Below are 22,402 nucleotides of genomic sequence, written 5' to 3'. Positions count from 1 at the left end.
AAAACTCTCTATCTTTGCATCGCTTTTGAAATAAAAGCCTCGGAATTGTCTCATGGTGTAATGGTAGCACAACTGGTTTTGGTCCAGTTAGTCAGGGTTCGAATCCTTGTGAGACAACGACATAACCTCCTGAAGAAGGAGGTTTATTTTTGTCTTGCTTGTCTCATGGTGTAATGGTAGCACAACTGGTTTTGGTCCAGTTAGTCAGGGTTCGAATCCTTGTGAGACAACTTAAAAACGCTTTTCAGCTAGTTTGGAAAGCGTTTTTTTATCGCCACAATATTTAACATCACAGACTTACTTTATAGTTCAATATTGCAATAACTGGCCAATCCTCAATGGGTCAGGTTTTGTTTTATGCCTTTTAATTAGGGCAATGTGAGAGTGAGGTTCGATGTTTCCATTAATGATTCTTAAAAAACTAATTTAACTATGAATGAAGTGTTGTTGTTTCTGTTGATTTTTGCTGGTATAATTGGTCCAATTGCCATTGGTTTAACTTATGTGCAGTATAAACATTCTATTTTGTTTAAGGTAATGGTTGGTGTAATTCCTTTAGCATTGATTTATGCCATGGCAGGTTTTTATATAGCACACACGAGCATGAGCAATTTGTACTGGGTTTTACCAATTTGTTTTGCCTTGGGTGCTAGCTTTAATTTTACCTATCTGCATGTGCTTAAAAAGCCATTGGACAGGGCAATTGATAAATTAGATCAGTTGGCTGATAAAGATTTGACGATTGTTCTTAGTCCCGCTATGCTTCGTCAAAAAGATGAAATTGGTCGCTTGGGGAATTCGATAGCAACATTAGTAGAGGCCATGCAGGCAATAATAAAGGGTATAGAGCTAAATGCTGGCAGCATGGCTGCTTCGAGTCGCGAGTTGAGTGCCAGTTCACACCAGTTATCTCAAGGCGCAAGTGAGCAAGCCTCATCAGTGGAAGAGGTGTCATCAACCATGGAGGAAATTGCTGCCAATGTGCATCAAAATGCTGCCAACGCGCAGGAGGCAAAAGAAATTTCTGCTTTGGCCCAGCAAGGCATCCGGCAAGTGGGCAGTTTGGCCAGGGAAGCGCATGTGGCCCAACAAGACATTTCAAGCCACATACAGGCAATAACCAGTATCGCTTTTCAAACAAATATTCTGGCTTTAAATGCGTCGGTTGAAGCGGCCAGAGCTGGTGAGCATGGGCGTGGGTTCGCCGTTGTGGCAGCTGAAGTGCGAAAACTAGCTGAACATAGCCGGATAGCAGCTGATACGATTGTAAAACTGACGAACAATGGACTGGTAACTTCTGAACAGAGTGAAAATCAGATAAAGGATACGCTGCCAGAGGTGGAAAAAGCCTCCGTATATGTGGATGAGATATCGGCAGCCAGTTTAGAACAAAGTAATGGCATCAATCAGGTAAACGCTGCCATGGTGCAGTTAAATTCGATTACGCAGCAAACAGCCTCCGCAGCCGAGGAACTATCTGGTAGTGCTGAAGAGCTGTCGCGGCAGGCTGAGCACATGCAGGAGCTTATTAGTGCGTTTAAGCTTGCCAAATAAGCTATATTTTTATTAACAGATTGTTTTGCATTAAGGCATGCAGCTCTGTTTTGAAGGAAAGACAGAAAGCATAAGTGGCCAGAAGCTGGTTAAATAGGGTTGTAGTTAAGCGGTAGATAGCGCATGGCATAGATCAAAAAAAGGGAGCAATTGCTCCCTTTTCTATATTAAGTAGAGGTACTACTAGTTGTTAAGTGTGTAACGTTTGAAGTCAACAGCCTTTAAGCCTTTGCTTGAGCTATCAAGGTATTGCTTAATGGTCATTTTGTTGTCTTTAACAAACGCTTGCTCCATTAAAGTGTTTTCTTTGAAGAATTTGTTCAAACGGCCCATTGCAATCTTTTCCAACATTGCTTCTGGTTTACCCTCGTTACGAGCCATGTCTTTACCAATCTCCAATTCTTTTTCTTTAACGTCAGCAGGTACACTGTCAGCGTCAACAGCAACAGGAGCCATAGCAGCTGCCTGCATTGCAACGTCTTTACCTACTTGCTCGTCAACGTCAGCCTGGTTGAAGGCAACCAAAGTCGCCAATTTGTTACCAGCGTGGATGTAAGCAGCAACTGATTCAGCTGAAATAGTTTCGTAAGCAGCTAAATCAAGTTTTTCGCCAATTACACCTGTTTGCTCAGCGATTAACTCAGCAACCGGACGGCCGTTAATTTCTAACGCTTTTAAAGCCTCTAAGTCAGCTGGATTTTCAGCAATAGCTGCATCAAGAATAGACATTGCGAAATCAACATAGCTTTCGTTTTTAGCAACGAAGTCAGTTTCGCAGTTCAATACGATTAACGCACCTCTTTTCTTGTCAGCAGTAACTTTTGCTAAAACAACACCTTCAGTAGTCTCGCGGTCAGCACGCTTGTTAGCGATAGCCTGTCCTTTTTTGCGGATGATTTCAACTGCTTTGTCAAAATCACCTTCAGCTTCTGTTAGTGCCTTTTTACAATCCATCATACCGGCACCGGTACTTTTTCTTAGTTTGCTTACGTCAGCAGCAGTTATAGCCATGATATAATTTTTTAAAGTTGTTAGACAAAAATAATCGAATTACTCGCCTGCAGCTTCTTCAGATGAAGATTCTTTAGCAGGAGCTTCTTCTTTTTTAGCTGCTTCCTTTGCAGGTTCAGCTTTTTTAGCACGAGCTTTCTTTTCTTTCGATCCTTCGTTGTCTTTCTCTACTTTGCGCTCGCTTAATCCTTCCTGGATAGCTTTAGTCATCACCTCAGTAATCAGCTCGATAGACTTAGTGGCGTCATCGTTAGCAGGGATTACGAAATCGATTGGTGATGGATCTGAGTTAGTATCAACGATACCAAATACAGGAATATTCAAACGGATAGCTTCTTTAACAGCAATGTGTTCTTTCATTACGTCAACAACAAACATTGCAGCAGGAAGACGTGTTAAATCAGCAATACTACCTAAAGTTTTATCAAGCTTGGCACGCTGACGGGTGATTTGAAGTCTTTCTCTTTTTGACAAGTTTTTCCACTGACTTGGGTCAGCCATCATTTTGTCAATTGACGTCATTTTCTTCACCGCCTTACGAATAGTGGGGAAGTTGGTTAACATACCACCTGGCCAACGCTCAGTTACATAAGGCATGTTTACGCTACCAACTTTATCAGCAATGATTTCTTTAGCTTGCTTTTTAGTGGCTACAAATAACACTTTCCGACCCGATTTTGCAATCTGTTTAAGTGCATCCGCAGCTTCGTCAATCTTCACAGCTGTTTTGTGAAGGTCCAAAATGTGGATTCCATTGCGCTCCATGAAAATGTATGGCGCCATGGCTGGGTTCCACTTTCTTTTCAGGTGACCAAAGTGTACACCTGCTTCCAATAATTCCTCGAAATTAACTCTTGGCATTGTAATTTTTTTAAAGTTGTTTACTTTCTGTTTAAATCAATCTTCAAGTAGTTCCCCAATAATACGTTGAGAAGTCTTAAAGATTTAGATACTAAACACACCTGATAAATATTAACGTTTAGAGAACTGGAATCTCTTACGTGCTTTCGGACGACCTGGCTTCTTACGTTCAACAACACGTGAGTCACGCGTCATGAATCCTTCAGCCTTAAGAGCCGGCTTGTTTTCAGCATCAATTTTCACAAGTGCACGGGCAATAGCTAAGCGAACTGCTTCAGCCTGTCCTTTGAAACCACCACCGTAAAGGTTAACTTTAATGTCGTAGTTTTCGGCAACACCAACGGTGTTTAATGGTTGTTTTACAATATATTGTAAGGTTGCAGCAGGGAAATATTTATCTAACTCACGCTTGTTGATAGTGATGTTACCATTTCCTTCGCTCACATAAATACGAGCTACAGCCGCTTTTCTTCTACCAATCGCATTAATTACTTCCATAGTACTTATTTAATGGCGTTAATATCAATTACTTTAGGTTGTTGAGCTTCGTGCTTATGCTCAGTGCCGGTATAAACATACAGGTTTCTGAAAAGCTGACGTCCAAGACGGTTTTTCGGTAGCATACCTTTGATAGCTTTTTCAACCAATCTTTCCGGCTTCTTAGCGAATATCTCTGCTGGAGTTACTTCGCGTTGTCCTCCTGGGTAACCACTATGGTAGAAAAATAAACGCTGGTCCCACTTGTTACCGGTCATTTTGATTTTGTCTGCGTTCAAGATAATTACATTATCTCCGCAATCCACGTGAGGTGTATAATTAGGCTTATACTTGCCTCTAAGTAGTTTAGCAACTTTTGTCGCTAAACGACCTAATACCATATCAGCTGCGTCTACCACAACCCACTCTTTGCAGGCAGTCGCTTTGTTGGCTGAAATCGTTTTGTAACTTAACGTATCCACAGTCTTCCTTTTTAAAATTCGACTTATTAATAAACAGTTTGCAAAGGTAGCGCGTTTGTTTCTCCGCAATTAGGTCCCACCCCAATCGCCTTGAAACAGAAGGCCATACCTTTCGGCTCGGATAATAATCGGCCGCAAAATTACTTCTTTTATTTTTATTGTGCTAATTATTTGATTAAAAAAGCAGTAAACTTTGTATGAATCAACGATATCGCTCTTTTGTTATGTGTAATTTTTATATTTTATAAGAGGTAGCCGGAGTTGATAAATTAAATACAAACGGTATGCGCTTGAGAGAGTCTTTTTTTCAAAGGGATGTGTTATCTGTAGCCCCTGAATTGCTCGGGAAACAGTTGGTGCGCCAGTATGAGGATGGCCGGGTTCATTATTACACAATAACAGAAACGGAAGCCTACAGGGGTGAAGAGGACGCCGCTTGTCATGCCCGCAAAGGGCGCACCAGGCGCACGGAGGTGATGTATCAGAGTGGAGGTGTGGTTTATACCTACCTGATCTACGGCCTATATTGGTTGCTTAATTTCGTTACCGGACCGGAAAACCACCCTCAGGCAGTTTTAATCAGAGGTGTTCATGAGGTTTCGGGGCCCGGGCGCTTAGGGCAACTGTTGCAGCTTGATGGTAGTTTTTACGGCGAATCGTTGGTGACATCCCAGCGTTTGTGGGTGGAGAGTGGAAAACCAATAGGTAATGCACCAATTGAACTCAGTGAGCGCATCGGAATTGATTACGCCGATAAGATTTGGCGCGCCAAAAAGTGGCGGTTTCTCCTGAAATAGAAATTTAATCGAATTTAACCTTAGAAATTAAAAAGTTAGGCGTAAACACCAGATTGATGCCATATGAATAATCAAATTGTTTGGCCGGAATGTCGAAATAGGTTTGAATCATGGCACTGAACTTAATTTGTTTCATAAACGTTTTTGTGAAGCTCAGTTTGTTGGTAACGATCTCACGACTTTTGGTATAATAGCCCGGCTGGTAGTTGGAGGTTGACTGAAAGATAGAGCTGCCCTTTGGGGCAAGGAAGTTGTGGGCGTTCCAATAGCCAGCCATCAGAGAGCCAAATTTATATTTAACTTCGGCAACAGGATAGATGGCACTTCCTTTGGTAAAATCCCAGCCCGAATGACCGGTTAAATCCTCGTAGGCGGCCACGTAGGTTGCCAAGCTGATATCGCGAATGAAACCTTCTCCGACAGAATAGTTTAACTTTAAGCCAGTTGCCAGGTTGGCTAAAGATTGCATCCGTTCAGAGTAATTACTGATCTGTCCGCCCAGGTGGGTAACAATCATTTGCGCGGGTATCGCCACTTGAATATCATTGTCTTTCTTGGATAACAGCCATTCTCCGCTAATCCCTGCTGTAAATTTCTCAGGTTTAGTGTCTCCCAAAACGATAAATTGCTCCCAGTCCACCCATGCATCTACCCACAGCCTATCGGCGTTAAATATAAACTGGAAACCATTTTCAATGGGGCGGGTGTATTGATTCTCAGGGTCAAACAGCGGTTCTAGGAGTCGGTGGTGTACATCACCTTTTAATCCACCCATTATTAAGCCCAGCCTATCGGTCAATTGCATATGAATGGAAAAAGTTGGAAGTACCTGTGTGAATTCGGTCATTCCACTGAACTGGATTGCATGGATGCCTGCCTTAATTCTCAACCGCGATCCAGCATAGTAGATCAACGAAGGTTGAGCAGTGTAGCCCATTAACGTGTATCCTTCAATGTAATTGCCAAAATACTCGTTATTTTTTACGAAGTTGTTGTTTTCGAGCCTGAAATACAGGTTGTTCTCGGCCTTATTATTGAACTCAGGGTAGTAGTATCGCCAGGTTTGATCGACTTGTGACCAGGCTAAGTTGCACGACATTACAATACAGAAAAATACACCAATCCAACGAAGCATTAATTATTACAGTTTATTGATTTCCCAAATTTTCAAACACTCACTTGCTAATACTTTGATTGGCAAAAAAAGTTATAAAAATTGAAATATTTTTTCTGTCTGTAATTTATTTAGAATTATTATGCATACACCCTGCTTAATTCCAGCAAATCAATGAGCTGGTTGTATCGGCGGTGTTCGTATATCACTTCATCGCCCGTTTTCATTTTGATACGTTGTAGTTCCGGCGTAACTTCCTTTACCTGATTGAGGTTGATTAAGTAGTGAGGATGGCACCTGAAGAAGGAGTGGTCGGTAAGCATCGCCTCATACCGGCGCAGTGGTTTGGAGGCAAAAAAGTAGCTGTTGTCGGCCATGTAAAAGTTTGCGCCTCCTTGGATGGCTTTTCCCCACACAATTTCATTCACATTAAATACTTTCAGAGATTCTTTTCCGTGCAAAATAATCTGAGGTTGGTTGTGTTCAATGTTATTAAAAAGGGTGTTTATTTTCAGCTGGTAATGTTGATCGTTCAGTTCGTCAATGGCTTTGTCAATAGCTGTGATGAGCTCATTGAAATCAAAAGGTTTAAAAACAAAGTCGACGGCCGCATGTTGGATGGCTTTTACGGCATATTCATGGTAGGCCGACATGAATACGATTTTAAAATTCAAGGGTTCAACTTGTCTGATGATATCAAAAGATGTTCCGTCGGTTAGGTGGATGTCCAGCAGCAATAAATCGGGTTGGTAGTGGTTTATTTTGTGTATGGCATCCTGCACGCTATCGCAGATGGCTGCAATCTTAATTTCCGGAAAGTGCTTTTCGATGACCTTGGAGACTGCCATCGCATTGAATCGATCATCTTCAACAATAATCGTTTTAATGTTTTTCATCTTTATTGGTTTGGATTGTTTTCTGCATGATTAAGGGCAATTTGATGCGGGCAATTGTTCCGCGCTCAAAAGGATCTTTCTTTTTCTTATCGAATATTTCGAGTTCTGTTTTTTGGTGGGTGTCCTTTTCCAACACTTTCAGGCGTTCCTGTGTAATTTTTATTGCCATCGATTCGTGCTGCTCCTCTCTCTTGCTCAGGCGGTAGTTGAAGTCAAAACCCAAGCCGTTATCATCTACTTCCAGAATCATTTGTTGGTTGTTCTTCAATATGCGGATGACCAGTTTACCCGTTTCACCTAATGGCTTTAGTCCATGCTCAATGGCGTTTTCCACAAAGGGCTGAATCAGCATTGGCGGAATCACCACTTTATTGTGTTTAATTTCTTCGCTGATAATTATTTCGAATGAAAACGGAGGCGTAAACCGGAGCTGCTGTATTTTCAAATAGTATTGCAGCATTTCTACCTCTTCGTGGATGGGAATAAATTCATAGTTACTGCTGCGTAATACGTGGCGCATTAATTTAGAAAAATCTGATAGGAAGCGACTTGATTTTTCCATGTCGTTTTCTAAAATAAATACCTGAATAGCACTTAAGGCGTTAAAAATGAAATGTGGATTCATTTGGGAACGCAGCAGGCGCTGTTGAAAGCGCAGGTTTTTATAACGACTGCGTAAGCGACCTTGGATAATAATCAGGATCACAACCACCGCTAATACAATTACTACAATTGCCGTAGCCACAAGAATGGATCGTTGTTTTGACAGGCGGGTTTTCTGCAGCAGGGCTTCCTTATTCAGCTCATCGATTTGCAGCCGTTGCAAAGTATTGTTGTATTTGGCCTCGATGGATGCCATGTGAAACAGGTTTTTTTCGTTAAGGATGCTGTCCTTAAGGCTGGTGGCCAATTTGTAATAATCGAGTGAGCGCTTGTAGAGCTGATTTTGCTCATATGCTTTGGATAGCAATGCTGCCGCTTCTTCAGCGGTATACTTAGAGCCTATCTCCATGGCCGTATTCAGGCCAAGCTCTAAATAAGAGATGGCCCGGTCAGGCAGGTTATCGTTCAGGTAGGTTTTCCCAATTTGGGTGTAGCTCACAGAGGTGAGCATTCTGTCTTCCAGCTCCTGATTGATTTCCAGTGCTTTCATTAAATAGTCGAGCGCCAGTCTGTTCTGTTGCTTGGCAATGTAGGCACTGCCAATGCTGTTGTAGCAGATGGATTGGCCCACGCGGCTGTTGATTTTTGTATTGTATTCCAGTGATTTAAAATAGTAATGCATGGCCGAGTCTAACTCGTTCAGTTTCATATAGGCTTCCCCAATGTTGTTTGTATTGATGGCTTTGCCCAGGGAGTTATTTTGTAGATGAGAGAGATGGAGGCCGCGACGGAAATATTCGATGGCCGAATGGTAGCGTTCCATGGCGATACTCACATTGCCCATGCCATTAATGGCTTTGCTAAGGCTCAACGAATCGTTACATTCCTCAGCCAGTTGAAGCGCTTTCATATGCATGTCTAAGGCCTGAGAGTTTTCGTCTATTCGCCTGTAAATAACACCAATCTGGTTATAGGCTCTGGTCTGAAAATGCAGGTTCTGGGAAGCTTCTGCAATATTCAGTGCTTTTTGCAGCATTTGCATGGCTTCTGAGTAATAGGATTTATTTCGGAGGCGTTGCCCCACCATTGTATAAATACTAAACAGGTGGTAGGAGTTGTTACTCTTCAGTGCCATATCCTCTGCTTCCTTAAGGTAATTATCAAAGGCAGGCGTATTCGCCGAGTTGGTGGCGTAGATTTCGGTTGATTGTGCAATGAGTTGCTCAATCATTAAAGAATCTTCACTGACTGTAGGCGAATCGGGCGCTCCTTCTGTTTCGTTGGTCGGCTGCTGCTTACAGCCAGCAAACAGTTGGGTAATTACTAAGATGATGAGTAAGTTTTTCAAATGCAAGATGATAAAGCTTTAGTTCTTTCCAGGGTTTTATTGCTTCTACAAATTATGAAAATTATAGATGAGACGATATGCTTTCAAAAGAAAGTTATTAACCAAGTTATAAACAGTGCTTGTGAACTTTATAAAAATATATCTTTGCCCAAAAATTAAAAGAAGGCAGTGAAGATAGGAACACTTGATTTAGGGGATAAGCCGCTATTTTTAGCGCCTATGGAGGATGTAACCGATCCATCTTTCAGGGTGTTTTGTAAAGAGCAGGGGGCAGATATGATGTACACCGAGTTTGTATCGGCCGATGCTTTGGTGCGTAATGTGAACCGTTCGTTGAGAAAGCTCGAGTTAATGGATGCGGAGCGTCCGGTGGGGATTCAGATCTATGGCAGTGATATCGATAAGATGGTGGTGGCCGCGCAAATGGCAGAAGCTGCCAATCCCGAGGTGATCGATCTTAATTTTGGCTGTCCTGTTAAAAAAATTGCCGGTAAAGGGAGTGGTTCCGGTCTGTTATTGGATGTGCCGAAAATGATTGCTATTACCGAAGCGGTAGTGAAAGCCGTTAAGGTGCCTGTGACTGCCAAAACCCGCCTAGGCTGGGATAGCGGTTCACTCGTTATTGAGCAGGTGGCCGAACAGCTGCAGGATGCAGGTGTACAAGCCTTATGTATCCATGGCCGAACAAGGGAGCAGATGTATAATGGGCAGGCCGATTGGAGCCTGATTGGGAAAGTAAAAGCTAACCCGCGTATGTTAATCCCGATTATTGGTAACGGCGATGTGAACAGTCCGCTTAGTGCGAAATATTTTTTCGATACTTACCATGTTGATGGAATCATGATTGGTCGGGCCGCCATTGGCAGGCCTTGGATATTTAACGAGATTAAGCACTATTTAACAACCGGAGAGTTGCTGCCTCCTTTAACCATTTCACGGCAAGCTCAGCTGATGGATGACATTGTTCGTAAGTCATGCGACATGATCGGCGAGCGCCGCGGTATTCTCCATGCCCGTCGTCATTTGGCTATCCCGTTTAAGCACTTGCCAAACATCCGGCCCCTGCGCATACAGTTGCTCCGAGAAAAAACGGTTGAAGGCATTTCAAAGGTGCTCAGGCAGATAGGCGAAACGTATGCAGATTACTCTGAGGCTGGTTCGGAGTAATATCTGCCAACAATAACTCTTACGGGGTACCAGGCTGCCAGGGCGCTGATGGTGGAAACGGTAATAATGACGATGAGCACGTCCGACCATTGCAGGGCTACCGGGTAGGCATCTGTGATGTAACTGCCATTGCCGATGAATTTGATGATGCCAAAGTGCTGCTGTATCAATACAAAAACAATTCCTAACATGGAACCAATGACGATACCAACTACTGAAATTAACCAGCCTTCGGTCATGAAAATGCGCGTTATTAAGCGCTTATCGGCCCCCATGCTTTTAAGGGTAAAAATGCTTTCTTTTTTTTCGTAGATAAGCATTGCCAGATTCGCAACGATGTTAAAGGCAGCAATGGCAATGATAAAGCTCAGAATGATGTAGGCCATTAGCTTTTCAACCTTCATCACCTTATAAAAAGCCGCATGTTGCTCTTGCTGGTTCAGCACATCCATCTGTGAGCCAACCAGCGTTTGGATAGCCTTCTCAACCTGTTCGATGGACGCTTCTTCCTGATTGACTTTTATGGCTAAAGATGAGATGGTGGTATTATCGTATTGCAACAGTCTGCGGGCTTGTTCAATATCCACCAGCAGGTATTGGCCATCGTATTCTTCCTGGTTGACGGCAAAAAAGCCTGAAGGACTCAAATATTCCTGTCTGAACGCATTTTGTGGAGTCATCAGGTTAACACTTCCTTTGCGTTTGGGCACGTACATCGAAAGGGGTGTGACAAAGTTAAGGCGGATGGCAAGCTGATCAGCCAGACGCTTGCCAATAACTCCTCTAAATTCAGATTTATATTTCAGCTCATATTTGCCATCAATCATGATGGAGTCAATATTGGTCACCTTATTAAAAAGGGAGTCCACCCCCATAATGATGCCCGGTACTTTGCGTTTTCTGAATCGCAGAAGAGCTTGGTGCTCTAATGTTTCCGACAGCTGCAACACGCCTTTGGTTTGTTTTATCTGCTCATAGGCAATTGAGTCGGTCGAAATCACCTTTCCGGAAACTGGAACAACCTTTAAATCGGGGTCAAAAGCCGTGTAGAGTTCGCCCATCAACCCATGAACACCGTTGAAAACAGACAGTACGATGACCAGTGCCATACTGCCCGTTAATACCCCAAAAACGGATATCATCGATATCACATTGATAATGTTTTGTGATTTTTTCGCATACAAGTAGCGGCGTGCTATGTCAAAGGCCAGTTTCATTTACAAATTATTTCTGTGCAACAACCATTAAGCCGGTGCCTGTGTGGTGCTCTTTGCTAAGGTCAATACAGTTGAGTACAAAGGCCAGAGGATAAGTCAGCAGATAGTAAAATGGCAGCACAATAAAAAAGAGTTTGGTGCTGTTAAGCGCTTGAATTGGCCATTTCATTGAAAGGCGCCAGGACAAGCTTCCTGCTTTTCCATAGGTGTATGATGTGCGAATGTGATTAATATCGAAGCCGGCATTAACCAGCTTTGCTCTGATGTCTTCAGCGTTGTAGCCATCTCGCACGTGCTCGTCAATAAAGCCATGTACGCCTTCTTCCTCGTGGTGGTGATGGGCATCTGAGCCTCCCTTATCCGATGGTGTTGAAATGATGAGGGTTGCCCCTTTTTTCATGGATTGGTAGAAATTGGTAAAAACCAGTTCATCTTCCAAAATGTGCTCCATTACATCCACCGAAAGAATGAGGTCGTAGGCTTCCTTATCGACGTATTTGGTCAGATCGGCATATTCAAACCTTACCCGGTCACCTCTGTTGATTTGTTCAAAAAAATTGTTGCAGTCTTCGATTTGCTCTTCCTTAACATCTACGCCCTTGATGGTCCACTGCTTCCCTAACGACGACATGTAATAGTCGTACTGACCAAAGCCACTTCCTGCATCCAGCACCTGAATTTTATGCCTGTTTTGACGAGCTAATTTTCTTAATTCACGGCGGATGTACCACGATCTTAGCAGCAGTAAATCGAGCAGGCGATAAAACAGTATGCGCAGGGCAGGGGTTTGATTAAATACTTTTCCTAGGGAGCGTTTTATAGGATCGTATTGCATGCTTAGTCTTTTAAAAGGCGATCAATGTTGTCGAGGTAGTCCAGGCTGTCGTCTACAAAAAAGCGCAGTTCAGGAATGATACGCATTTGTTTCCCAACCCTTTTTCCCAAAGCGAAACGTATTTGAGAGGCCTGCTCATTAATTTCTTTCATCACATTATTAACATTTGTGGTAGGAAATATGCTGAGGTAGGCCTTGGCTTGTCCGAGATCGGGAGATATCCTTACGACCGTAACAGTTACCATCGTTCCCAGGCAAACAGCCCTCATTTCTCTTTGAAATATTTCACTGATTTCCTTTTGTAAAAGGCGCGATATCTTTTTTTGTCGTGTTGAATCCATATTACTCTTTTCCTCAATCTAAATGATAATCTTTACAGCAAATTAAACAATCTGCTTTGAAAGCACGAAATTAAGCTTTTTCGGCGGATTATGAGTGGTGACTGCCTGAGTGATTGATTGAATTAGTTTTTTTTTATAGAAAAAAACCTGCAACTCCTTTGAATTGCAGGTCTCTCAAACCAAAACTTTTACCAATTATGAAAAAACACGGGCGATCCCTCTCTACTACTTCTTTTTCGGCCCACTTTTCATTTCTTCAGCTCTTTTGGGAGCGTTATATCTTTTATGAACGGCTTTTGGTAATTAAGCAACTCGTTATCAAAAAAATCCATTCTCAATATACACATTTTTTTATGATGATAGCTACTGTATTTTGTAGTTTAACTTTTAAAGGTATGGAAGCTAATTTTATTTGATTAAAATTTATTTTAACTGGTTAAGTACCTGTTAACTACTATTTAATAGGCGAAATACCCTGTTGATAACTCCGGAACCTATGCCTTATTAACTGCATAATAACTATTTTATTGTGTACTTAGGTCCAATTTTGCTTTTGCTTGTTTTCGACAAAAACTAACAGCTTTAATTATAAATTGTATCCGAATTTTTGTCTTTAATTGCTTAACAGCATTTCGTTGACTTTGTTTAGTCGATTAATTGACTTAAACAAAGAACTATTCTTTCTTGTTTGATTGTGAGTAGATTACTTTGGATAATATACTCTTTTGAGAATTGAGATAATTATATGGTTAGTTGGAGAAGCAAATTAATTCTTTGTTTGGTTGTTTCGTTTTTGGGCTGCCATTTACAAGCACAACAAAAAAGGAATATTCGCCAAGAGCAAAAAGCCTTTTCCAGAGCATTGAGTTATGCAGATGCCGATGATTATGAAAGCGCCATTGAAGTATTAAATGCTGTGCTTCAGTCATCACCCGACTTTTTAGAGGCCTATCTTCAACTTGGGTTATGTTACTTAAATACGAATACAGGTGCAGACGCGGCCATCCGTGTTTTAAATAAGGGATTGATGCGTTTGAGTGATAGAAATGCCTTTAATACCCTGCATGATGATATGCTTTTGGCACTTGGAGAGGCTTATCAGGTTTCTTTGCAGCCTGATTCGGCGCTAGCCGTGTATCGTATTTTATTGGCAAAAACTGATGTGAATGATACACTTCAGATAGAACAAATCAAACAGCAAATCAGTCGCTGTGAGAATGCCAAGGTGTTTTTGACGCATCCGGTTCCGCTTGCCATCTCAAATTTGGGAGAAAAGGTCAATAGTAAATACGATGACCATAGCCCTTTGATGAATGATTTAGACCAGATGTTGCTTTTTACTTCGCGACGTGCAGATAAACGACTTCCAGTTTTAAACGATGGACAGAGTCCCGAAAAGATTTATTGCTCAACTCGCGTTGATGGGGATTGGGAGCCTGCTCATCTTTTTAATGTTTTCTTTAAAAATCAGCTGCATGAGTCTGGTTTGTCGCTCTCCCCAGATGGAACCAATTTGTTTATTTACCGAAGTGACGATGAGGGGAAAAGTATTTATGTTAGTTCCCTCGAAAGTGGGATTTGGACTCCGCCTGTGAGGCTGCCTTATCCGATTAATACACCAGGCAATGAAACTCATGCCTCCTTGTCAGCCGATGGGAGTACGTTGTTTTTTACCAGTGACCGTGAAGGCGGTTTCGGAGGGCTTGATATATACATGTGTAAAAAGGATGTTTACGGCAGCTGGGGCAAAGTACGTAATTTAGGTCCTTCGATCAATACAGAGTTTGACGAGGAAACATCGATGATTCATCCTGATGGATATACCTTGTATTTTTCTTCTGAAGGGCATAACTCAATGGGGCGGCTTGATGTGTTTTATTCACAGATGAATGCCGATAGTACCTGGTTGTTGCCAGTTAACCTTGGTTATCCGATAAACACACCTGATGATGATTTTTTCTTTCTGCCAAACCTTGACAAGAGCCATGCTTACTATGCATCCTCCCATTTGGATGATAACTTTGGGGGGTCCGATATTTACAAGGTTGAATTTGATGCGGCAAGTGATAGCCAACTGGCGGTAATTGAGGGGTGGCTGAGTCCTGAAGAGTTAGCTAAGGGGCCACTTCGAATAATGGTTACACGTTTAGCTGACCGGCGATTGGTTGGCGACTACCGACCGAATGAGCAAACAGGCCAGTTCACCATGTTTTTGCAAGTAGGTTACGATTATGCGATCGAAAAAAACGCTGACCTTGCAACAGTGGAGCAATCACTTATTTCTATAGAGCCACATATGGCCTATAGAAATAGTGCACTTGTGTATTCCTTCGATCAATTGGAGATGACGCCGCCATTGGAAAGGGTACTTTCTTCTAAAACATTGGTTGAGCAAAATTCAAATGCTGTAATAGCTCTTGAGCAGGATATTAAGCAAATTCAGGCTGCTCCATACTATACTGTTCAGGTGCTGGCATTAAAGCGAACGCCATTATTTGCATCGTTTTATTTGCGCGGGCTCAATTTGGAGGATATTCAGGTGGTTAAATGTAAAGATGGATTTACACGATACCTGTATGGCGTCTACCATGGCTCTGCTTCGGCAAAGGAAAGTAAAAATCAGCTTAAACGCCTTGGACGCTTTGAGGATGCATTTGTGAGGCCGCTGAGCGAGATTACTGAGCTAGAAGAAGATTAACGATGGGGCAGTTACAAAAGTTAGATCCGAATTAAAAAGGCGCCATCTTTGTGGGGTTTTATAGAACGACATCAATACTGCTTTATTAGAGCTCATCCTACCAACCGGTATATTGGATTATTTTGCGATTGCAGATTTTACAGCAAGGCGATAGTGGCCAGTAGGTTTATGACCGAACCCTGACAATCTTTTTGGAAGAAAAAGATATCATCCTTGAAGAATATATAGGCTATCGGTTTGAATCCAGTGGCTTTATGGAGCCTCAAATCATCAATGATTGCTCCCTTCGCAGTAGTCTGGTTAAGCTTAGTGGCAAGTGCCGACCTTGGGATGTGGAGATAGGTGGACGGATTTGCAATGAAATAAACAGTTAACTGTCCATACCTGTGACAAACCAACGACCTATTAAACTCAAAGTAAAGTCATATTAAACTCATACTAAACTCAAATTAAATTCGATTTTTATTGAATTTAATATGACTGAAATATGTAATAATTCTGACTTAATATTGAATTATATAAAAATAATTAACATTTCCAGTTTACCTTTGGTCACCATCATACCCTCCGATATCTTACTCTCCTTTATCCTCACATAAATCTGAGTGGCTTGTAATGATTTGTGACTCAGTGCTTTTAGGAAATCAAGTTCAAATAAAATCAATATGAGTCAAAATAAATCGTGGTAACCAGTTGGTTAGGTGGGCACGTATTTGTCACTTCAAATACCTGTTTTGACCACTATTTTTGAAGTTTTCTGAAAATACAAAAAAATCGCTTAAAACGTTAGTTTTAAGCGATTTTGGTTCTAGATGAATCCAGTTTGGTACCCGAGGCGCGACTTATGCAGTGTCCGCAACCTTTATCTTTTCAGTAAGTTATGGTTGACAAAAATAAATGGTGGTCAATGGGTTCCTTTTCGACTTAATTGACTACAAGCAAAAGTAATGTATATTGCCAGGTAGAAAAGTTTCGCATCCATAATTGCTTCCCAAGCAAATTGTTTATTACCGACCAAGGTGAGGTTGTGGTTTGATACAAAAGCGTTCGGCATAAACGCGCCAAAATCAATCAAAGACATTTTCTTTCCCATCGCACAGACCCTTTGCTCTGTCCGCTCAAAACCTCTTTGAATTTATTTCTCTTCCCAACGCACAAGGCTTTTTATTCCGCTTTCTTTTACCAAACCATGACCTTTCCAATTCCGGATTTTCGCATGCAAAAAGGCTTCAGTGTATTTACCAATTGTAGGAAGAAACAGGTTGGAGGAAAATTTTTGCGAAAAGGATGCAAGTAGTAAGTTAAACCAGTGGTCTTATTAATAAACATAAAGAGTTATGCAAGATATCAACATGTCTTTTGTGAGATTCCAGATGTTAGTATGGATAAATGGTTAGGCGATTTTAAATTTTTGCGTATTGTTCTAGTGCTGATATTCAGTCTATTATATTGGTGAACAACATTTGAAATTCCTTGACCAGTAATAAAACCACAATTTCTTCAATGACAAATAAATTTGGCTTATCAGTTTGGCTTAATGTCGCCAAACGTTAGGAGCAAATAACAATTAAAGATGATAACGATGAAGCTGAAGAAATTTGAAGGAAATCCAATTTTGTCACCAAATCCAGAAAATGAGTGGGAAAGTCTAGTAGCAACCAATCCTGCTGCCTGGTATGAAGACGGTACATTTTATTTACTATATAGGGCTGCTGGTGATGATAAGGAACATCATATACATATCGGTTTAGCAACAAGTCAAGATGGCTTTAATTTTGAGCGTGTTCAGGATAAGCCTGTTTTGACACCGGATGCTAATGGTTTCGATGCAGGTTCAGTTGAGGATCCGAGAGTTGTTAAGTTTGGAGATGAGTATTACATGACGTATGCTTTTCGTCCATATCCTCCCGGACAGTATTGGAAGAACGAATATGACCAGATTGAAGCCCCAAAGTTAAGTGAGTTTGCCCCAAAGTGTTTACGCGAGAATGTGGGAAATACAGCTTTAGCCATCTCAAAAGATCTGGTTAACTTTAAAAAAGTGGGCCGTTTGACAGAGCCAAGTCTAGATGACCGTGATGTGATTTTATTCCCAGAGAAGATTAATGGTAAATTTTACATGCTCCATCGCCCTAAGAATTATGTTGGTGAAGAATATGGAACAGATGCACCGGCCATCTGGATCAAATCTTCGGACGATATGATGTCGTGGAATGTGGAAAGCACATTATTACTGAAAGGAGAAGAATGGTGGGAGCCAAAAGTGGGCGGCAATACACCACCTTTAAAAACAGACGAAGGCTGGTTAATGCTATATCACGGGGTAGATGAAAACTTTACATACCGCTTGGGAGCTTGTTTATTAGACCTTAATGATCCAACTAAAATTCTTTACCGCACTCAGGATTTTATCCTGGAACCTGAAACGGATATTGAGAAGAACGGCTTGTACAAATGGGGCGTTGTTTTCCCAACAGGTAATGTGATTGTGGATGATACCTTGTACGTATACTATGGTGCTTCTGATCAATGGTGCTGTGTTGCTACGGCCAATATTCATGAGTTGGTTCAGTTTATCAAAGAGAATACCAAATAGAACGTTGTTCCCCTTTGGTTAATTATTAAAAACTAGACATATGAATATAAGCGCAATAGATATAACCATTCTGGTTATTTTTTTGGTAGGTATCATCTGGTGGGCCTTGAAGAATGGCAAGAGTCAGGATTCAGATTCCTATTTCTTGGCAGGTCGAAGCATGACCTGGCCGGTAATAGGGCTTTCCTTATTTGCTGCCAGTGTTTCCAGCTCAACACTTATGGGACACTCGGGCGAGGGCTTCATTAGTGGCATAGCTGTCTTTAACTACAACTGGATTTCGGTACTGGTCATGGTGTTTTTTGCCTTGTTCTTTTTGCCGTTTTACATCAAGTCGGGCATTTTTACCATGCCCGAATTTCTGGAAAGACGATTTGATAAAAAATCAAGATACTATTTTTCCTTTATCACCATTTTTGGAAATGTATTTTTAGATGCCGCTGCAACTTTGTATACAGGAGCACTGATTATTAAGTTGATTTTTCCTGATTTAGAGCTTTTTACCATCATCATCATAATGGCGGCGGTGGCTGGTAGCTATACAATTATTGGAGGACTGTCTTCGGCGATTAATGCCGATATGATACAGGCAGCTGTGTTGATTATTGGTTCTGCTATTTTATACTTCTTCGCCCTTGATTCAATTGGCGGTTGGGAGGAGTTATATACACGCTTTAACGAAGGGGTTTGGTTAAAGTTGACACGTCCAATGAGCGACCCGACTGTCCCATGGTTAGGCATGTGGATAGGTATTCCTATTTTAGGTTTCTACTTTTGGGCTAATAATCAGGTAATGGTTCAACGGGTACTATCAGCCAAAACTATCGACCATGGACGCAAAGGTGTTTTGTTTGTAGGGTTCCTGTACCTTTTTACACTGTTTATTTTTATTCTGCCGGGCTTAATTGCAAGGGGTATCAATTTGTTTGGAGTTGAAAACCTACCTTACGATATGATTGATGGCAGCACTTTAAAATCCACTTTCGGAATCAATACAGATCAGGTATATCCTCGTATGATTGTGAAATTACTACCGGTTGGTTTGATAGGTATCATTTTGGCCGCCATGATCTCGGCGCTGACCTCTACATTAAGTGCGACCTTAAGTTCCGTTTCTACCTTATTTACCATGGATTTTTACAAGCGTTTTCATCCGGGTGCTGACGGAAAGAAGTTGGTTTGGGTAGGACGAATTACCTCATTTCTGGTATTGGTTTTTGCTGTTTTTTGGGCACCCATCATCCAGCAGTTTGATTCTTTGGTGGCCTATTATCAGGAAGTAACCTCGTACCTGGCGCCGCCGATTGTTGGTACATTCTTTATGGGACTGTTTTGGAAGCGTTCGAATGAAAAAGGGGCCTTCGCCGGATTGATGTCGGGTTTGTTATTAGCGGGCATCATTATGGTATGTAAATATGTATTAGGTATGGAGATACACCTTCACTTTTTATTACTAGCACCTATTATCTTGGTACTGAGTGTTATTGTTAATGTGGCCGTTAGTCTGGCAACCCACCTGCCTGATGAAGATAAGGTCAAGCAAAACACCTGGACAATGGAAATTTGGAAGCAGGAAACAAAAGAGCTTAATAATGTTATCTGGTTCAAAAATTATAGAGTGTTGTCAATGCTATTAGTCATTGCTTGTTTTACCATGTACTTGATTTTCTTTTAATTTTGAAACTAAAGATGAAGAGATTTTTCGTTATATCGATCACTGTTTTTTTGATAACAGCTTGTCAGTTGAAGTCTGATACCATCAAAAAGCAACCCAATTTTCTATTTGTATTAGTAGATGACCAGCCCTACGACGCAATAGGTGTTAATGGGCGTTATCCATTTCTGCAAACACCCAATATGGACCGTTTGGCCAAAGAAGGGGTGTTGTTTGAAAACTACTTTTGTACCCAATCCATCTGTTCGCCATCGCGAGCCAGTTTTTTAACAGGTACGTATGCCCATATCCATGGTGTGAATCAGAATAATCGTCATGTGGATCCTGATTGGAATAAGTTTAGACCATATACGCAATTATTGCAGGAAGCCGGTTACCAGACTGCTCATGTTGGTAAAATTCACATGGCACACAAAAAAGGAGCAGAGCATATTCGCCCTGGCTTTGATTATTGGTATAGCTTTAACGGTCAAGGGGACTATTTCGATCCAATGGTGAATGACAATGGTCGCGAGTACCAGGAGAAAGGTTACATGACAGATATCTTAACGGATAAAGCTATTACCTGGTTAAAAGAAAAACGTAACAAGAATAAACCGTTTAGCCTTAATCTGTGGCACAAAGCAGTGCATGAAGATCATTCTCCGGCTCCACGTCACAATAACCTGTATGATGGAGAAGTATTACCCGAGCCACCCCATGGCATGCTTAATGAAACTTTTGCCGGCAAGCCTGAATGGCAACGTATCAAGGCTTCTGATGCTAAATGGAAAGAATACGTGCCAGTGGATTCGCTACCTATTAAAGAATGGCCAGTGAAGGGCGATAAATTTATGCGTCTTTTAAAAACATTAAAGGCCGTGGATGAATCGCTAGGTAAAGTATTAGCTACGCTTGAGGAATTAGGTGAGTTGGATAACACGGTTATCATCTACAGTAGTGACAATGGCTATTTTATGGGAGAGCATGGTTATTGGGATAAACGGATTGCCTATGAAGCATCAATGCGTATTCCAATGCTTATCCGCTATCCAAAGTTGATTCAACCAGAGTCGCATATTAATGAAATGTGCTTGAATGTGGATATGGCACCAACCATTTTGGAACTGGCAGGTATTAATCAGCCGCAATACATGCAAGGTGAGTCGATGGTCAACCTATTAAAACACCAAAAGGATGATGAATGGCGTCCGTCCATGCTATTCCAGTATTATGTAGATGATGAATATCCGTATGCCGGGCCTGATATGCTAGCCGTGCGTACAGATAAGTACAAGCTGGTGGATTGTTTCCTGGAAAATGATATTGACGAGTTGTATGATTTAGAAAGCGACCCGGGTGAAATGAAGAATTTGATTGGCTTACCAGAGTATGCTGAAGTGGAAGCCCAATTGCGACAGGAGATTGAGCGCTTAAAAGAGGAATACAGCTATAATTCTGATCGCGATTGGTGGTTGCGTCAGGTTGTACCTCGAAAGAGCAATAAGCAATAAATTGTAGAGTACGAAAAGCGGTGGTTAATTTTTGTCAAGATTTTGAATATAGATATATGATTATGAATGGTATCGTAGATAAATTTAAAAATAATCTTAAATTAAAGCACCTGCTTGTAGTAGTATTTATTGAAAGTATGAATTTACTTTCAATTCCACTGTTTTCGCAGGATATTGGGGTATACCATCCTTCAGTTCCAACTCCAACACTTTCATCTGTATCTTATGGAATGCACGAGCGACAAATACTGGATTTTTGGAAAGCAAAATCTAACATTCCAACTCCTTTAGTTTTTGTAATTCATGGTGGCGGATGGAAAGTAGGCAGTAAAGAGCGGGTGCATAAGTTTGTTAATGTACAAAAATTGCTTGATGCAGGTATTTCTGTGGTGGCAATTAACTACAGACTTATTAGCCAAGTTAAAGACTCTGGTATTATGCCCCCTGTTAAAATTCCGATGTATGATGCAGCCCAAGCCTTGCAATATGTTAGAAGTAAGGCTTGGGAGTGGAATATTGATAAAGATCGTATTGGTGCAGCAGGTGGTTCAGCTGGTGCTTGTACAAGTTTGTGGTTAGCTTTTCACGATGATCTTGCTGATCCTGATGCAGAGAATCCAATTTTACATGAATCTACTCGATTAGTTTGTGCTGCTGTTATGCAGCCGCAAACTTCTCTAGATCCTAAACAGATGAAAGCATGGATTCCAAATATATCTTATGGAAGTCATGCTTTTGATAAAGCTAACTTTGAAGAGTTTATAGCAGAACGGGAAAGTATATTACCATGGATTGCCGAATACTCTCCATACGGACATGTTAGTAAAGATGATCCTCCAACTTATTTATCTTATTATGCTCCTCCTGCCATAGGAGAGGCGCAGGCAGACCCTGTACATAGTGCCAATTTTGGTGCAAAACTAAAAGAACGATGCGAAGGCGCAGGGATTAGCTGTGAAGTTTATTTCCCAGGAGCACTAGGAGTTAAATATAATACCACAACCGACTTTCTGATTGAAAACCTCAGATTGTTAGAATCCAATACAAAGTAAGAGTAGTCTTTTAATATCTGATTATCAGATTCCTTATCTCTACTTTCATTTTCAGAGGTTTCAATAAGTAACCTTTCTTTTTTAATCACCTCGTTTGAATCCTTCATTACAAGCATTAAGAGCAAATATTAAGTATAGCCTCCAGGCAGGTTAAATAGGTAAGTGTGTCATGATAGATTGTTTTT

Annotated in this window: 19 protein-coding genes and 2 tRNA genes; 10 read left to right on the top strand and 11 right to left on the bottom strand. The window is 41.3% G+C overall.

From position 1 onward, the window contains the following. The first annotated feature begins 46 nt into the window (after nucleotides 1–46). The 3 genes from ACSX1H_RS05555 to ACSX1H_RS05545 all read left to right on the top strand — a co-directional run bounded on the left by ACSX1H_RS05555 (nucleotide 47) and on the right by ACSX1H_RS05545 (nucleotide 1,554). Nucleotides 47–117: transfer RNA gene (locus ACSX1H_RS05555), tRNA-Gln, on the top strand. Between the two features lie 42 nt (nucleotides 118–159). Beyond that, nucleotides 160–230 (top strand) — tRNA-Gln (locus ACSX1H_RS05550). A 202-nt stretch (nucleotides 231–432) separates the two neighbouring features. Further along, a complete protein-coding gene (locus tag ACSX1H_RS05545; protein ID WP_439182798.1) occupies nucleotides 433–1,554 on the top strand; it encodes a methyl-accepting chemotaxis protein in 1,122 nt (373 codons plus the stop codon). A 183-nt stretch (nucleotides 1,555–1,737) separates the two neighbouring features. Here ACSX1H_RS05545 and tsf read toward each other — a convergent pair whose 3' ends face one another. The 4 genes from tsf to rplM form a co-directional block, all read right to left on the bottom strand. Then, nucleotides 1,738–2,565: a translation elongation factor Ts gene (tsf, locus tag ACSX1H_RS05540; protein WP_439182797.1), complete on the bottom strand. Its 828-nt coding sequence runs from the start codon at nucleotides 2,563–2,565 to the stop codon at nucleotides 1,738–1,740. Between the two features lie 39 nt (nucleotides 2,566–2,604). Further along, nucleotides 2,605–3,426 (bottom strand): 30S ribosomal protein S2, encoded by an 822-nt coding sequence (rpsB, locus tag ACSX1H_RS05535; protein ID WP_439182796.1) that lies wholly within the window; start codon nucleotides 3,424–3,426, stop codon nucleotides 2,605–2,607. 111 nt (nucleotides 3,427–3,537) lie between these two features. Further along, the gene (rpsI, locus tag ACSX1H_RS05530; protein ID WP_439182795.1) at nucleotides 3,538–3,924 is read right to left on the bottom strand and encodes a 30S ribosomal protein S9; all 387 of its coding nucleotides are present in this window, start codon (nucleotides 3,922–3,924) and stop codon (nucleotides 3,538–3,540) included. Nucleotides 3,925–3,929: 5 nt separating this feature from the next. Continuing rightward, a complete protein-coding gene (gene rplM / locus ACSX1H_RS05525; RefSeq protein ID WP_439182794.1) occupies nucleotides 3,930–4,385 on the bottom strand; it encodes a 50S ribosomal protein L13 in 456 nt (151 codons plus the stop codon). Nucleotides 4,386–4,669: 284 nt separating this feature from the next. Here rplM and ACSX1H_RS05520 point away from each other — a divergent pair, with 284 nt between their 5' ends. Then, nucleotides 4,670–5,182 carry a DNA-3-methyladenine glycosylase gene (locus tag ACSX1H_RS05520; RefSeq protein ID WP_439182793.1) on the top strand — a complete coding sequence of 171 codons (513 nt, stop codon included), beginning with the start codon at nucleotides 4,670–4,672 and terminating at the stop codon, nucleotides 5,180–5,182. A gap of 4 nt (nucleotides 5,183–5,186) precedes the next feature. Here the strand turns inward: ACSX1H_RS05520 and ACSX1H_RS05515 are convergent, their stop codons facing one another. From ACSX1H_RS05515 to ACSX1H_RS05505, 3 genes are all read right to left on the bottom strand, one after another. Continuing rightward, the gene (locus ACSX1H_RS05515) at nucleotides 5,187–6,317 is read right to left on the bottom strand and encodes a lipid A deacylase (protein WP_439182792.1); all 1,131 of its coding nucleotides are present in this window, start codon (nucleotides 6,315–6,317) and stop codon (nucleotides 5,187–5,189) included. Between the two features lie 119 nt (nucleotides 6,318–6,436). Beyond that, a complete protein-coding gene (locus tag ACSX1H_RS05510) occupies nucleotides 6,437–7,192 on the bottom strand; it encodes a LytR/AlgR family response regulator transcription factor (RefSeq protein WP_439182791.1) in 756 nt (251 codons plus the stop codon). Continuing rightward, complete coding sequence (locus ACSX1H_RS05505) at nucleotides 7,179–9,143, bottom strand: histidine kinase (protein ID WP_439182789.1); 1,965 nt, start codon at nucleotides 9,141–9,143, stop codon at nucleotides 7,179–7,181. Before ACSX1H_RS05505 ends, ACSX1H_RS05510 begins: the two co-directional genes overlap by 14 nt. A gap of 168 nt (nucleotides 9,144–9,311) precedes the next feature. Between ACSX1H_RS05505 and dusB the strand changes: the two genes are divergently transcribed. Then, complete coding sequence (gene dusB, locus ACSX1H_RS05500; RefSeq protein WP_439182787.1) at nucleotides 9,312–10,310, top strand: tRNA dihydrouridine synthase DusB; 999 nt, start codon at nucleotides 9,312–9,314, stop codon at nucleotides 10,308–10,310. On the opposite strand, the gene ACSX1H_RS05495 is transcribed toward dusB, so the two are convergent. From ACSX1H_RS05495 to rbfA, 3 genes are read right to left on the bottom strand one after another with little or no spacing between them, the layout of a single operon-like run. Further along, entirely contained in the window at nucleotides 10,286–11,527 is a 1,242-nt protein-coding gene (locus ACSX1H_RS05495; protein ID WP_439182786.1) for an FtsX-like permease family protein, read from the bottom strand. The two genes, dusB and ACSX1H_RS05495, sit on opposite strands and share 25 nt — an antisense overlap. Nucleotides 11,528–11,534: 7 nt before the next feature. Beyond that, the gene (locus ACSX1H_RS05490; RefSeq protein ID WP_439182784.1) at nucleotides 11,535–12,362 is read right to left on the bottom strand and encodes a class I SAM-dependent methyltransferase; all 828 of its coding nucleotides are present in this window, start codon (nucleotides 12,360–12,362) and stop codon (nucleotides 11,535–11,537) included. Nucleotides 12,363–12,364: 2 nt separating this feature from the next. Further along, on the bottom strand, nucleotides 12,365–12,703 hold the full coding sequence (gene rbfA / locus ACSX1H_RS05485) for a 30S ribosome-binding factor RbfA (RefSeq protein WP_439182783.1): 339 nt from the start codon (nucleotides 12,701–12,703) through the stop codon (nucleotides 12,365–12,367). Nucleotides 12,704–13,481: 778 nt separating this feature from the next. Here rbfA and ACSX1H_RS05480 point away from each other — a divergent pair. Continuing rightward, complete coding sequence (locus ACSX1H_RS05480; protein ID WP_439182781.1) at nucleotides 13,482–15,401, top strand: tetratricopeptide repeat protein; 1,920 nt, start codon at nucleotides 13,482–13,484, stop codon at nucleotides 15,399–15,401. 904 nt (nucleotides 15,402–16,305) lie between these two features. Here ACSX1H_RS05480 and ACSX1H_RS05475 read toward each other — a convergent pair. Next, nucleotides 16,306–16,494, bottom strand: a complete 189-nt coding sequence (locus ACSX1H_RS05475) for a hypothetical protein (RefSeq protein WP_439182779.1) — start codon at nucleotides 16,492–16,494, stop codon at nucleotides 16,306–16,308. Nucleotides 16,495–16,983: 489 nt separating this feature from the next. On the opposite strand from ACSX1H_RS05475, the gene ACSX1H_RS05470 reads away from it, so the two are divergent. The 4 genes from ACSX1H_RS05470 to ACSX1H_RS05455 all read left to right on the top strand — a co-directional run bounded on the left by ACSX1H_RS05470 (nucleotide 16,984) and on the right by ACSX1H_RS05455 (nucleotide 22,217). Continuing rightward, nucleotides 16,984–17,997: a glycoside hydrolase family 130 protein gene (locus ACSX1H_RS05470; protein WP_439182777.1), complete on the top strand. Its 1,014-nt coding sequence runs from the start codon at nucleotides 16,984–16,986 to the stop codon at nucleotides 17,995–17,997. 40 nt (nucleotides 17,998–18,037) lie between these two features. Then, nucleotides 18,038–19,672 (top strand): sodium:solute symporter, encoded by a 1,635-nt coding sequence (locus tag ACSX1H_RS05465; RefSeq protein WP_439182776.1) that lies wholly within the window; start codon nucleotides 18,038–18,040, stop codon nucleotides 19,670–19,672. A gap of 14 nt (nucleotides 19,673–19,686) precedes the next feature. Next, nucleotides 19,687–21,165 (top strand): sulfatase family protein, encoded by a 1,479-nt coding sequence (locus ACSX1H_RS05460; RefSeq protein ID WP_439182774.1) that lies wholly within the window; start codon nucleotides 19,687–19,689, stop codon nucleotides 21,163–21,165. A 62-nt stretch (nucleotides 21,166–21,227) separates the two neighbouring features. Continuing rightward, a complete protein-coding gene (locus ACSX1H_RS05455) occupies nucleotides 21,228–22,217 on the top strand; it encodes an alpha/beta hydrolase fold domain-containing protein (RefSeq protein ID WP_439182772.1) in 990 nt (329 codons plus the stop codon). Nucleotides 22,218–22,402 lie beyond the last annotated feature (185 nt).

This window comes from Carboxylicivirga taeanensis (genome assembly GCF_051851475.1).
GTDB lineage: Bacteria > Bacteroidota > Bacteroidia > Bacteroidales > Marinilabiliaceae > Carboxylicivirga > Carboxylicivirga taeanensis.
Note: the sequence above shows the minus strand (reverse complement) of the source record. Positions and strands in the feature narration are given on the sequence as shown.

Bases quoted from the DNA above. Each gene is read 5' to 3' on its own strand.
- ACSX1H_RS05460 (WP_439182774.1), top strand. From the start codon at position 19,687: ATGAAGAGATTTTTCGTTATATCGATCACTGTTTTTTTGATAACAGCT.
- ACSX1H_RS05495 (WP_439182786.1), bottom strand. From the start codon at position 11,527: ATGAAACTGGCCTTTGACATAGCACGCCGCTACTTGTATGCGAAAAAA.
- ACSX1H_RS05470 (WP_439182777.1), top strand. From the start codon at position 16,984: ATGAAGCTGAAGAAATTTGAAGGAAATCCAATTTTGTCACCAAATCCA.
- tsf (WP_439182797.1), bottom strand. From the start codon at position 2,565: ATGGCTATAACTGCTGCTGACGTAAGCAAACTAAGAAAAAGTACCGGT.
- rpsI (WP_439182795.1), bottom strand. From the start codon at position 3,924: ATGGAAGTAATTAATGCGATTGGTAGAAGAAAAGCGGCTGTAGCTCGT.
- rbfA (WP_439182783.1), bottom strand. From the start codon at position 12,703: ATGGATTCAACACGACAAAAAAAGATATCGCGCCTTTTACAAAAGGAA.
- ACSX1H_RS05465 (WP_439182776.1), top strand. From the start codon at position 18,038: ATGAATATAAGCGCAATAGATATAACCATTCTGGTTATTTTTTTGGTA.
- ACSX1H_RS05545 (WP_439182798.1), top strand. From the start codon at position 433: ATGAATGAAGTGTTGTTGTTTCTGTTGATTTTTGCTGGTATAATTGGT.
- ACSX1H_RS05490 (WP_439182784.1), bottom strand. From the start codon at position 12,362: ATGCAATACGATCCTATAAAACGCTCCCTAGGAAAAGTATTTAATCAA.
- ACSX1H_RS05515 (WP_439182792.1), bottom strand. From the start codon at position 6,317: ATGCTTCGTTGGATTGGTGTATTTTTCTGTATTGTAATGTCGTGCAAC.
- ACSX1H_RS05475 (WP_439182779.1), bottom strand. From the start codon at position 16,494: ATGGGAAAGAAAATGTCTTTGATTGATTTTGGCGCGTTTATGCCGAAC.
- ACSX1H_RS05510 (WP_439182791.1), bottom strand. From the start codon at position 7,192: ATGAAAAACATTAAAACGATTATTGTTGAAGATGATCGATTCAATGCG.
- ACSX1H_RS05520 (WP_439182793.1), top strand. From the start codon at position 4,670: ATGCGCTTGAGAGAGTCTTTTTTTCAAAGGGATGTGTTATCTGTAGCC.
- rpsB (WP_439182796.1), bottom strand. From the start codon at position 3,426: ATGCCAAGAGTTAATTTCGAGGAATTATTGGAAGCAGGTGTACACTTT.
- ACSX1H_RS05455 (WP_439182772.1), top strand. From the start codon at position 21,228: ATGAATGGTATCGTAGATAAATTTAAAAATAATCTTAAATTAAAGCAC.